10 protein-coding genes are annotated in these 11,720 nt (G+C 70.3%); 4 read left to right on the top strand and 6 right to left on the bottom strand.

Features of this window, described 5'->3' with window-relative positions:
• Window positions 1-158 precede the first annotated feature (158 nt).
• Window positions 159-1,292, bottom strand: coding sequence for a DUF2157 domain-containing protein (locus tag IG75_RS37430; protein WP_051714752.1), 1,134 nt, complete (start codon window positions 1,290-1,292; stop codon window positions 159-161).
• A 124-nt stretch (window positions 1,293-1,416) separates the two neighbouring features.
• Here IG75_RS37430 and IG75_RS0120600 point away from each other — a divergent pair, with 124 nt between their 5' ends.
• Complete coding sequence (locus IG75_RS0120600; RefSeq protein WP_030522432.1) at window positions 1,417-2,475, top strand: amidohydrolase family protein; 1,059 nt, start codon at window positions 1,417-1,419, stop codon at window positions 2,473-2,475.
• A gap of 80 nt (window positions 2,476-2,555) precedes the next feature.
• On the opposite strand, the gene IG75_RS0120595 is transcribed toward IG75_RS0120600, so the two are convergent.
• Window positions 2,556-3,548, bottom strand: coding sequence for a GlxA family transcriptional regulator (locus IG75_RS0120595; protein WP_245713403.1), 993 nt, complete (start codon window positions 3,546-3,548; stop codon window positions 2,556-2,558).
• Between the two features lie 134 nt (window positions 3,549-3,682).
• Here IG75_RS0120595 and IG75_RS0120590 point away from each other — a divergent pair, with 134 nt between their 5' ends.
• Window positions 3,683-4,306, top strand: coding sequence for an isochorismatase family protein (locus IG75_RS0120590; protein ID WP_051714751.1), 624 nt, complete (start codon window positions 3,683-3,685; stop codon window positions 4,304-4,306).
• On the opposite strand, the gene IG75_RS0120585 is transcribed toward IG75_RS0120590, so the two are convergent.
• Both IG75_RS0120585 and IG75_RS0120580 read right to left on the bottom strand, forming a co-directional pair.
• Window positions 4,303-5,067, bottom strand: a complete 765-nt coding sequence (locus tag IG75_RS0120585; RefSeq protein ID WP_030522435.1) for an SWIM zinc finger family protein — start codon at window positions 5,065-5,067, stop codon at window positions 4,303-4,305. The genes IG75_RS0120590 and IG75_RS0120585 overlap by 4 nt on opposite strands.
• A complete protein-coding gene (locus tag IG75_RS0120580; protein WP_030522436.1) occupies window positions 5,067-7,874 on the bottom strand; it encodes a DEAD/DEAH box helicase in 2,808 nt (935 codons plus the stop codon). Before IG75_RS0120580 ends, IG75_RS0120585 begins: the two co-directional genes overlap by 1 nt.
• A gap of 319 nt (window positions 7,875-8,193) precedes the next feature.
• Here IG75_RS0120580 and IG75_RS0120575 point away from each other — a divergent pair, with 319 nt between their 5' ends.
• Both IG75_RS0120575 and IG75_RS0120570 read left to right on the top strand, forming a co-directional pair.
• Window positions 8,194-8,556: a hypothetical protein gene (locus IG75_RS0120575; RefSeq protein ID WP_030522437.1), complete on the top strand. Its 363-nt coding sequence runs from the start codon at window positions 8,194-8,196 to the stop codon at window positions 8,554-8,556.
• Between the two features lie 50 nt (window positions 8,557-8,606).
• Window positions 8,607-9,317: an HNH endonuclease family protein gene (locus IG75_RS0120570; protein WP_030522438.1), complete on the top strand. Its 711-nt coding sequence runs from the start codon at window positions 8,607-8,609 to the stop codon at window positions 9,315-9,317.
• A 9-nt stretch (window positions 9,318-9,326) separates the two neighbouring features.
• On the opposite strand, the gene IG75_RS0120565 is transcribed toward IG75_RS0120570, so the two are convergent.
• A complete protein-coding gene (locus IG75_RS0120565; protein ID WP_063045409.1) occupies window positions 9,327-10,142 on the bottom strand; it encodes a sulfurtransferase in 816 nt (271 codons plus the stop codon).
• A gap of 102 nt (window positions 10,143-10,244) precedes the next feature.
• Window positions 10,245-11,636: a dihydrolipoamide acetyltransferase family protein gene (locus IG75_RS0120560; protein WP_030522440.1), complete on the bottom strand. Its 1,392-nt coding sequence runs from the start codon at window positions 11,634-11,636 to the stop codon at window positions 10,245-10,247.
• Between the last annotated feature and the right edge of the window lie 84 nt (window positions 11,637-11,720).

Below are 11,720 nucleotides of genomic sequence, written 5' to 3'. Positions count from 1 at the left end.
TGGCGGGCGCGGCGCTGCGGCCGTCCGTCACACGAAGATCGTTTTGCGGGCTTCCAATAGTTGGACGTCCAAGCAAAACGATACACCCGGACTTCGGCCGAAACCAGACTTGCCCGCAAACACGCCGACCACGTCCGCGTGACTCGGAATCTACCCAGCTAACCGGTGGTTTTCGTGGACCGGGCCAGCAGATAGCTGCCGATCCCCAGGACCACCGCGCCGATCACCAGGATCGCCCCGGACGCACCGGCCGACTCACCGGTCCACTCCGCGACCGCCTCCACCGCCGCCATTGTCAGCGCCGCGGCGCCACCGAGAACCAGCACCCAGGACCGATCGGTGGCGTAGACCCCGAAGCACACCACTGCGACCACGGCGGTGAGCGCGTAGGCCGGCCACCTCCCGTCGAACGCGTCGACGGTCTGCGCCCCCGCCACCGCCAGGACCACGCCCGCCAGATATCCGGCCCACACCTCGAGCACCACCCGGGCGCGGGTGAGACCGAGCCAGCCGATACCCAGCACCAGCACCCCGCCGCCGATCCAGCTGTCGTCGAGGTCGAAGACCTCGTCCAGTACGCCCACCACCAGCGCCACGCTGAACGCGGTGCACACCAGCAGGCCGAGCAGCGACGGCAACGCGGCATACCCGGCGGCCGCCGCCAGCAGACCCGCCCCCGCGGCATAGACCCAGGTGGTGTCGCTGCCGACATCCCCGTTGTCGAAAGCCGACCCCGCGGCCGCGGCCACACTCGCCGACGCGAGTACGAACAGGACCACCGCCAGCCGGGTCCGCGCGGTGTGCCCGGTATCGGGTATCGACCGCCACGCCGCGCGCAACAACACCGAGCGACCGCCCGCCGTCGCCACACCGGCCACGATCAAGCCGAGAGCGACCAGCGCGAACAGGACGAAACGGCCCAGTTTGGCCATATCGTCCCAGGACTCCACCAGGATCAGCACCAGTCCGCTCAGCAACAGACCCGCCCCGGCGTAGGCCGCGATCTCGGCCAGCAGCCGGGCCGGCGTGGGCCGCGGCCGTTCGTGCCATAGCGCGGTGACCACCGCGGTCAGCTGGGTTTCGTCGAGCACACCCTGCTCGACCAGATCGCGCAGCGCGGCGGGCGCACGACCCGGTTCCGGCGCCGCCGCACCGGCACTCTGCGGCTCCGCCGCCGGGCCGCCGACCGGGCGGGGCGCGGCGGCCGGAGCGGATTTCTCCGTCACGACGCGGTCGGGAACCGTATCGGCTCCCGACACCGGCGCCCGCGGCGCCGAATCCTGTTCGGCCACAGACCCAGTATGACGCCGGATCCGCCGACTCGTCCGACGCGAGCCGAACGGCTCCCCCGGGCCCTGGTCACGCGCTACCCTCGGCGACCAGACCACAGACGATCGCAGGAGGTGCCGGAGCGCAATGGACATCGGCGAGATCCGGATCATCGACGCCCACATCCACCAGTGGGACCCGTTCACCACCGCGCGCGAGTTCAGCCGCACAGCGAAACTGTTGCGTGCCGTCCCGGTCCCGCTCCCGCTCGCGGTACGTCTCGCGCCGCGTAAGGACCGGGAGTTCATCGGCGAACCCTCGGCCTATCTGGCGCCGTACCTGCCCGCCGACTACCGGACCGACGCCGGCGACCTGCCGGTCGAATCGGTGGTGCACATCGAGGTCGAGTGGACCGGCCCCAAGGTCGAGGAGACCCGCTGGGTCACCGCCCTGCCGTTCGGGGTGGACACCCCCGCGCTCGCCGCCGTGAGCGCGAGCGGCTTCCCCGGCGCCCCGGGGTTCGCCGAACTGCTCGACGCGCATCTATCCGCCTCACCCCTGGTACGCGGCGTGCGCAGTATGGTCGCCCACCATCCGGACACCGGCATCCGCAGTTTCACCACCGACCCGGGCGCCCTGCACAGCAACGCGTTCCTGGACGGCTTCGCCGCACTGGTCGACCGCGAGCTGATCTTCGAGGCCTGGGTGTACTCGAACCAGCTGCCGGAACTGATCGCGCTGGCCCGGCGCTACCCCGAGGCGAAGATCGTGTTGAACCACCTGGGTACGCCGGCGGGGATCTTCGGGCCGATCGGCAAGTACACCGGGAACGACGCCCGGCAACGCGCCGCGATATTCGAACGCTGGCGCGCCGATATCACCGCGCTGGCCGAGTTTCCGAATGTGGTGGCCAAGGTCAGCGGGTTGATGATGCCGATCCTGGGCCACCCGGTACCCAGACCCGGCCATCCGACGCCGGTGGCCCGCCTCACCGACCGGATCGGCCCGCTGCTGCGGCACGCGGCCGACGTCTTCGGCGCCGAACGACTCGTCTGGGGATCGAATTTCCCGGTCGACCGGCCGATCACCTCGATCACCGGCAGCGCCGAGGCGGTGGCGACGGTGCTGGCCGACCATCTCGGCGGCACGGAGTTCCTGGAGAAGGTATTCCGCGCCAATGCCCAGCGGGTGTACCGGTTGGAATGACCCCGGGCCGGGCGCGGGCGGCGTCCGTACGCCGGCGATCCGCGCGAGCCCGTACCCGGATATCGGCCGCGGACAGCCGCTTACGGAACCTCGGTGCGTACTCGGAAGCGGTCCCGGTAGGCGGCCGGGGTGATACCGAGAGAGCGACGGAAGGCGCGGGCGAGCGTATCGGTTGTCCCGAAACCACATTCACCGGCCACGCGGTCGAGTGTGTCGTCGGTGGTCTCCAGACGATGGCGGGCGACTTCCACTCGGGCGGCTTCGATGTAGGCCGCCGGCGTCATACCCAATTCGGCCTTGAAGATCCGGGTGAGCTGACGGTCACCGATATGCGCGTGGGCGGCCAGGGACGCGACAGTGAGCGGCCGGGAGATGTTCTGCGCGATGTGATGTCGCAGATCGTCGATGCGTCGCGTGCTCGACACCGGATCGAGGGATACGCTGAACTGGCTCTGACCGCTGGGACGCTGCAGGTACATCACCAATTGCCGGGCCACCCGCATCGCCGGCTCCCGGCCGAAATCCTCCGCTACCAGCGCGAGGGTCAGATCCAGGCAGGCGGTGAGCCCGGCACCGGTCCACACGTCACCGTCGCGGATGAAGATCGGGTCGGCGTCCACCATGACCCCTGGATGTTCGGCGGCGAGCTGGGCGGCGGTCGACCAGTGCGTGGTCGCGCGTTTACCCGCCAGCAGACCGGCATGGGCGAGGATATGCGCGCCGACACAGACCGATGCCACCCGCCGGACGCGGCCGGCCGTCCGGCGAACCCAGTCGACCACCACCGGATCGGCCACCGCGCGTACCTGCCGGCGCGCGTCGACCTCGACCGCGCCCGGCACGATCAGGGTGTCGATACTCCGGCCGGAGACTTCGTCGAAGGTGACATCCGGGAGCACCCGGACCCCGGCGGACGTCGTCACCGGCGCCGCCGTCTCGGCAGCGAGCACGACGCGATAGCCGGTGGGTTCGCCCATCTCGCGTTGCAGCAGGGAGAACACTTCCGGCGGCCCGGTCACGTCGAGCAGATCGACACCGTCGAACAAGACGACGACGATGAACCGTTCGATCACTATTTCGCCCTCCGGATCCAGACACCGCGCATGTCGGTTTTTGCAGGTTACCTGACATTGCCGACATAACCGCGAGTTCCTAGCGTGGAAGACGCGCCGGAAACCCGGCGGAACCTCGCGAAAGGACCACCTCGATGGCCACCACGTTGCGTGAGCTCAACGGTCTCGACCGGACCCCGGCCACACTGGCCGAGGCCACCCTGCTTCTCGTCGACTACCAGAACACCTACACCCGCGGGGTAATGGAACTCGACGGCTGGGAGCCCGCGCTCGCGGCGGCTGCCGACCTGCTGGCGCAGGCCCGGGCAGCCGGTGCGCCGGTCATCCATATCGTCCACAACGGCGGCGCCGGCTCCGCCTACGACATCGACGCCGAGGTCGGCCGGATCCATCCGGCGGTCGCACCCGTCGACGGCGAACCGGTCGTGATCAAAACCGCGCCGAACTCCTTCGTGGACACCGATCTCGCCGCACATGTCGACGCGGCCGGAAACAAGCGGGTCGTCATTGCCGGATTCATGACCCATATGTGTGTCACCTTCACCGCCGAGGGCGCCTTCCTGCGCGGAAACGAAGCCACCGTTGTAGCCGACGCGTGCGCCACCCGCTCCCTGCGGACCCCCGCGGCCGAGGTCTCCGCGACCCAACTCCACCACAGCGCCCTCGCCACGATCGCCGACCTCTACGGCACCGTGGTGCTCTCCGCAGCCGATCTCGGCCAGAGCATGTTCGCTCATCCGGCCGAGGTGGATCGCTAGCGGCCGGTCAGCGCCGAGTACACGGCCACCAGCGCCCGCCCCGCCTCCGCCGCCGTCGACTCGTCCGCGGACAGCATGCGCAGGGCCCGCCGCAGCAGCGCCGGATCCAGATCGTCGGGGGCCGGGCGGATCTCCGGTGCCGGCAGTGCGGGCAGTTCCAGACTCTCGCCGTAGGGGTCGGCGAACTCTTCCCCCTCCGGCGCCGCCGCCTCGACCCCGCTGATCAGGGTGTCCAGGCTCAGCCCACGCAGGGTCAGCAGATCCCGCGGATGGTCGTCGAAGCGTTCGGCGAGCAGACAGGCGACCGCGACCGCGTGTTTACACGGCCACCCGGGATCCGGGCAGGTGCATCCGAAATCGATATCGGCCGCGGTCTCCGGGAGCAGGTGGGGTGCGAGTTCGCGGGGCAGATCCCCGGAGACCACGCGGGCGAGCATGCCGGGCGAGCCCCGGATCAGCTCGACCAGCAGCTCCACCTCCTCGTCGCGCAGCCGCCGGAAATCGCAGGTCGTGGCGAACGGGCGCGGCTGGCTGCCCTGCACCTCGGCGGCCACGACACCGGGCTCGATCCGGTAACTCACCACCTGCCCCGCCCGGGCATAGGTGCGGCCGCGGGCGAGCCGACCGGGTTCGGCGAGCCGCTCGACCACCTCCACGAAGGCCTTGCCCCAGAAGGTGCGGGCGAAGGCGCCGCGCCGGCTGCGCGCGCCGACACCACCGGAAACGGCTCGGCGCCTGCCGTACTCGCCGAAGTCGGCCATTACTCACCCACCGCCTCGGCGCCGAGGGTGAACAGCCGGGCCAGGTCGTCGTTGCCGAGTTCGGTGATCCAGTTCTCGCCGACCCCGACCGCCAGATCGGCGAGTTCGCTCTTACCCGTGATCATCTCGTCGATACGTTCCTCGATGGTGTCGACGCAGACCAGTTTGCGCACCTGCACCGCCCGGCGCTGCCCGATCCGGAACGCGCGGTCGGTCGCCTGGTTCTCCACGGCCGGATTCCACCAGCGATCCAGATGCACGACATGATTGGCGGCGGTCAGATTCAGTCCGGTACCCCCGGCCTTGAGCGAGAGCAGCATGATCGGCGGGCCCCCCGCACCCTGAAACGCCGCGACCATCCCGTCACGTCGTTTCTTGGCGACTCCACCGTGCAGGAACGGGATCTCGCCACCGAACCGTTCGGCGAGGTACGGGACGATGAGCTCGCCGAACTCGCGGAACTGGGTGAACAGCAGCGCCTTCTCCCCCTCGGCCAGGACGGCGTCGAGCACATCCTCGACCAGCGCCAGCTTGCCGGATCGGTGGGCGCCGCGCCGCAGCACCGCGGAGGAGTCGCCGAGGAAATGCGCGGGGTGATTGCAGACCTGCTTCAATCGGGTGAGCGCGCCGAGCACCGCACCCTTACGGGCCATTCCCTTGGCATCGCGCAGTTTCTCGAGCATATCCTCGACCACCGCCTGATACAGCGCGGCCTGTTCGACGGTGAGGTTGGCCCGGACGGTCATCTCGAGTTTGTCCGGCAGATCGCTGATCACGGCGGGATCGGTTTTCACCCGGCGCAACAGGAACGGGGAGGTCACGGTGCGCAACCGGGCCACCGCGTTCTCGTCGTTCTCCCGCTCGATCGGTACGGCGAAGCGGGCCCGGAAGGTCTGCGGGCTGCCCAGTAGTTTCGGTACCGCGAAATCGAAGATCGAGCGGAGTTCTTCCAGCCGGTTCTCCACCGGCGTACCGGTGAGCGCCAGCCGGTGCCGGGCGGGCAGCGCCCGGGCGGACCGGGCCTGCCGGGTCGCCGCGTTCTTGATGTGCTGGGCTTCGTCGAGCACCACCCGTTCCCACTGCTGCCGGGACAGCTCGGCGATATCGCGGGCGAGCAGTGCGTAGGTGGTGACCACCAGATCCGCTGCGGCCACCGCCGCGTCGAGGTCACGGCCCTGTGTGCGCCCGGGGCCGTGGTGCACCAGGACCCGCAGGTCGGGCGCGAACCGTTCGGCTTCGCGCTGCCAGTTGCCGACCACCGACATCGGGCACACCAGCACGGTCGGCCCGGGTGCGCGGTCACCCTCGCGTTCGTGCAGCAGCAGGGCCAGCACCTGGACCGTCTTACCCAGACCCATATCGTCGGCGAGGACCGCGCCGCACCCGAGCCGGTTCATGGTCGCCAGCCAGGCCAGGCCACGTTCCTGATAGGGGCGCAACTGGGCCTTCAACCGTCCGGGCACGGGTACCGGATCCACCGGGCGCTCGGGGTCGAAGAGCGCGGCGGGCCAGCCGCTCGCGGTGACCTCGGTCAGCGGCACGTCCCCGGCCCGGTTCTCGCTGATCTCACCGATCAGATCGGAGAGGGTGATCTCGTTGTCGCCGTGGTGCAGGGCCACGAACTTCGCGGCGGCCGCGAGCACGGTGTGATCGGCCTGCACCCATTCGCCACGCAGGCGCACCAGATCGGACTGGGCCGAGATCAACCGCTGCATCTCGTCCTGGGACAACACGGTGTCGCCGAGTGCCAGTTCCCACCGGTAGCCGACCAGCCCGTCCAGCCCCACCGTGCTCTCGGCGGCGGGTACCGCGGCGCCCTCGACCCGCAGCCGCAGGCTCGGCTCGGTGATGTTCCAGGCTCTGGGCAGCAGCAGCGGAATACCCGCGGCCGACAGCGCCTGCGAACCGTGCGCGACCAGATCGGCCACCACCTCGGTCGGCAGCAGCAGATCGAGGCTGTGCGGGTCGCCCGGGACATCGCGCAGCCGGGGATAGGCGCGCTGCGCCCGGCCCAGCCATTCCAGGCCCGATCGCACCTCGTCGGCCGCACCGGGAACCGGGATCGGCCGCGGCGCCGTCCCGTCGGCCCGCAGGCAGACCTCGAGGCGCCACAGCGCGGACGTGTCCGCGGTATCGGCGAACTCCCCGTCGGGTTCGCGCAGCCGCAGCACCAGCCCGGTCTCGTCGGAGACGCGGCTCTCCCGCCACTGCCGCAGCACCTCGGCCACCTGATGACTGCCGGTCTCCACGGGAACATCCGTGCGCAGACCGTGTATCAGCGGATGCGGGTGCGGACCCGCCGCGATCAGTTCCCGCACCATCGGATCGGTGAGCTCGGTGACCATATCGTCGAGCACATCGCCGGGCGGCCCGGCGACCCGCAGCGCCGGCGGCAGCAGGGCGGCGAGTTCGGCGAGCCAGGCGCGCTGGCCCGACCCGCCGGACAAGCGCCAGCGCGCCCACCATTCGGCGTCGTCGCGCCGTAGTTCGGGAACCACCGCGCCGGCCCGCACCCAGCGTTCGATCCCCTGGGCGATATGGCCCAGGAAGCGCAGATCCCCGGCCACGGCACCGGCCGGCAACCGCTGCCGCAGCGCGGCGGCGGCCGGACCCGGTGCGAGCGCGTGCGCCCGCACCGTCTCCCGCCGGGTGCCCGCGTCGTCCACCACGAGCACCTCGGCCCGGTGCCGGAAGCGCGATTCGGCCAGTACCGACCCGAGCAGCCCCGGCACGGGCGGTCCGTCCGCGCCGCCGGCGGCACGCCACAGCAGCAGCCCGGAACCGGGCGACCACAGTCCGTGCAACATTGCCCCATCAAATCAGCCGGGTGCGACAGCCCGCGCACGGTCCCCCACCTCGGCGTCCCGCGGCGCGGGCCGGGGGACGCGATACCGGCCCGGCGCACCCGGGCTGTCTCTGGATTTATCCCCCGCGACGGCACATACTGGGAAATATCCGCTGGTCACCGCTGATATCCATTCCCGTCGAGCGCAGCCCCGCCGGGCGGCTCGGGCTGCCTCCGGCGGCCACGCGCGGCGCCCGGCGCAGCCCGGCCCGCGAGCAGCGGTCCCATCACACAGCGGCATCCCGGCACCGCGGTGCCATCGAAAAGCGGAGGGCAGCAGTATGACGATTCTGCTCCAGGTTCTCGAGCAGAGCTACACGCCGACGACCCCGTGGGAACGGCGCAAGTTCACCTTCGTGAATGCCGACAAGATCGTCGGCATGCGGCTCGACGGGCAGTGTGGAGTATGGCTGGACCTGTCCCGGCCCGGCGAGTCACAGCGTCTGGCCCACACCACCGTGCCCGAAGAGGCGGTCACCTTCCTCCTCACCGCCTTCGCCAAGATCGCCGAATGTACCGACAGCAGTGGGTCCTGGGTGATCGGTCACGACGGAGTACATATCGAATCCCTGGTCGCCACGCGCTTCCCTCCTCGCAGTAGCCGGGTCGACAACGACGAACTGCTGGCCCGGGCCTGGCTCTGACTCCGGAACCCCGATAGCTGTCGGAGGGGTCCGGTATACCGGTATCCGTGATGACACGGGGGACGATTCACGCGGTCACCGCTCTGTGTGCCGCCTTTCTGCTACTGATTTCGGGGGCCGGATGCGCGGCGGTCACCGGGCAGCGGCCCGCACCGGGCAGTCCGGGGCGGGCGCAGCTCGAACAGTTGCTCGGCGCGGTCCGGGTGGTGCCGCAACGCCCGCATCCGGGCGGATACGAACGTGGCTGCGGGGCCGGGCAGGGGTGCGTTTTCGGCCCTGCCTGGTCCGACGACCACGACGGCCCCGGCGGCCGGGACGGCTGCGATACCCGGAACAATGTGCTCGCGCGCCAACTCACCGGAGTCGGCTACCGGCCCGGCAGCCACCGGTGCGTCGTACAGTCCGGCACCCTGGCCGACCCCTACACCGGCGCCGTCATCGTGTTCAGCAAGGAGAACGCCCGGCGGATACCGATCGACCACATCTTTCCGCTGGCCGCGGCCTGGGATCTCGGGGCGGCCGGGTGGCCGGTCGCGCAGCGGATCCGGTTCGCCAACGATATCGATTACAACCTGCAGGCCACCGATGACGCGGCCAATACCGACAAGAGCGACGGCACACCCGCGGACTGGCTACCGCCGTCCCGGCCCGGGCACTGCTACTACGCGGGCCGCTACCTCACGGTCGCGGTGCGCTACGGGCTGCCGGTCACCGCCGCCGACCACGCGGCGCTGCGCCGGGTGGCCGCGACCTGCGGATGATCATCCGGCCTACACCCCCGTGGCGACCGGCCGCTTCGGATCGTGGGCCCACTGCGACCAAGAACCCGGATAGAGCGCCGCCTGAACCCCCACCACGGCGAGCGCCGCGATCGCGTGTGCGGCCGTGACACCCGAACCGCAGTACACCGCGACCGGGGCCTCGCCGATCTCACCGAACCGCTCGCGCAGCAGGTCTTCGGGCAGGAAACAGCCGTCCTGATCGAGGTTCTCGCTGCTCGGCGCGCTGATCGCGCCGGGTATGTGCCCGGCGCGGGGATCCAGGTGTTCCTGTTCGCCGCGGTAGCGCTCGGCCGCGCGGGCATCCAGCAGGACCCCCTCCCAGCGGGCGACCGCGTCGGCGTCGATCACCGGCAGCCGGCCCGGCCGGAATTCGATATCACCGGGCGCCGGATCGGGTTCCACCCCGGTGGCCAATTCGCCGCCGCACCGGATCCACGACGGGAGCCCGCCGTCCAGGATCCGGACATCGGCGATGCCCGCCCAGCGCAGCAGCCACCACGCCCGCGCCGCCGACATTCCGCCGATCGCGTCGTAGACCACCACCGGATCGCCCGTGCACAAACCCCAGCTGCGCGCGCATTTCTGGAGCCGGCTCGGGTCCGGCAGCGGATGCCGGCCGCGGGCGGGTGAGGGCAGGGCGGCGAGTTCGGTATCCAGGTCGACGAACACCGCTCCGGGTATATGACCGTTCTGATAATGCTGCGGCCCATCGGGATCGCCGAGTTGCCAGCGCACATCCAGCAGGCGCAGATCTTTCTCTGTTGATTCCCGGAGTTCTTCAGCCGAGATCAATACCGCGTTCAACGCAGCTCCTCGTCCAAGGGTCTGGAACAGATTTCGCCACCGTACGCGCGGGCGGTCCGCGAAGTCCATGCGTACACGGATTTCCGCGGGTGAATTTCGGTGTCAGATCCGGGCGAGCAGCGTCAGCGGGTCCTCCAGCAGGCCGGCGACGGTCGCCAGGAAGCGGGCCGCCGCCTCACCGTCGATCATCCGGTGATCGAAACTCAGTGTCAGTGTCACCACCGAGCGGATCGCCAATTCGTCCCGGAATACCCACGGCCGTTTCACCACCGCACCCAGGCACAGGATCGCGGCCTCGCCCGGATTGACCAGCGGCGTACCGGATTCCACACCGAAGACGCCGACATTGGAAATGGTGAACGTGCCCCCGCGCAGATCGGCCGGGCCCGCCCGGCCGTCCCGCGCGGTGTGGGCCAGCCACCCGATCTCGCGGCACAGTTCCCGCAGGCCGAGGGTCTGGGCGTCCTTGATATTGGGCACCAGCAGCCCGCGCGGGGCGGCCACCGCGATACCCAGGTTGACGTAGTGCCGGGTGACGATCTCCCCGTTGGCCTCGTCCCAGAAGGTGTTGATCACGGGAAATTCGGCCAGCGCGGCGAGTACCGATTTCGCCACCAGCGCGAGCAGGGTCGGGGTGATTCCTTCGAAGGATCGGGTGGCGCGCAGATGTTCCAGCAGCTCCAGCGAGGCCGTGACATCCACCGTGATCGAGGTATCGGCCTGTGGGATCGTGCGCGCACTGGTCACCATGGCCGCCGCGGTCCGCTTACGGACCCCGGCGATCGGCGTGCGCTCCTCCCGGACCGACCCGGCGGCCCGTTCCCCGGCCGGCGCGGCCTCGTCACCGGGACCGCGATCGCGGGTATCGGGTTCCGAAACCGGCACCGCACCACGGACATCCGCGACGGTGACCGCCCCCTCCGGTCCGGAACCGGCCACATACCACAGGTCTATGCCCAGCTCCCGGGCCAGTTTGCGGGCTCCCGGCGTCGCGGCCACCCGTTGCGATTCGGCCGTGGCTCCACGCGCCGGGTCACCCCCGTGTTCCGGTGGCTCCGGCACCGTCCGGGCCGTCTCGCCGGGTGGTCCGCCGATCACGCCGCCGTCGTAGGACATCCCGTTGCCCGCGGACGGCTCCGCCGGCGGTGCGGCCGCACCGCCGGAGCGCTGCCCACCGCGCCGCCGCCGCGAGACCTGCTCCTCCGACGGGCCGTAACCGACCAGCACCGAGGGCCGCCCCTCGGCGCCCGTTTCCGTTGCGGTCGTGCGTATCCGGAGTAGCGGCGCGCCGACGTCGATGGTCTCGCCGGGCTCGGCGAGCAGTTCCACCACGGTCCCCGCGAACGGGGACGGTAGCGCGACCACCGCTTTCGCGGTCTCGACCTCGGCAATGGTCTGGTTCAACGCGATCTCGTCGCCCACCGCCACCGTCCAGTTCTGGAATTCGGCATCGGTGAGTCCTTCGCCGAGATCGGGGAGACGGAACTCCAGGATCTCGCCGGTATCTGCGGCACGACCTTCGTCGGCGCGGGCGTCGTCGTCCACGGTTTCGGGCACCTCCGGCTGGCATCAGGGCGG

This window comes from Nocardia rhamnosiphila NBRC 108938 (genome assembly GCF_000720425.1).
GTDB lineage: Bacteria > Actinomycetota > Actinomycetes > Mycobacteriales > Mycobacteriaceae > Nocardia > Nocardia rhamnosiphila.
The sequence above is the reverse complement of the archived record's forward strand: the minus strand, read 5'-3'. Positions and strand labels throughout refer to the sequence as shown.

Coding starts and splice junctions, on each gene's coding strand:
- IG75_RS0120600 (WP_030522432.1), top strand. CDS start 1,417: ATGGACATCGGCGAGATCCGGATCATCGACGCCCACATCCACCAGTGG.
- IG75_RS0120590 (WP_051714751.1), top strand. CDS start 3,683: ATGGCCACCACGTTGCGTGAGCTCAACGGTCTCGACCGGACCCCGGCC.
- IG75_RS0120585 (WP_030522435.1), bottom strand. CDS start 5,067: ATGGCCGACTTCGGCGAGTACGGCAGGCGCCGAGCCGTTTCCGGTGGT.
- IG75_RS0120580 (WP_030522436.1), bottom strand. CDS start 7,874: ATGTTGCACGGACTGTGGTCGCCCGGTTCCGGGCTGCTGCTGTGGCGT.
- IG75_RS0120575 (WP_030522437.1), top strand. CDS start 8,194: ATGACGATTCTGCTCCAGGTTCTCGAGCAGAGCTACACGCCGACGACC.
- IG75_RS0120570 (WP_030522438.1), top strand. CDS start 8,607: ATGACACGGGGGACGATTCACGCGGTCACCGCTCTGTGTGCCGCCTTT.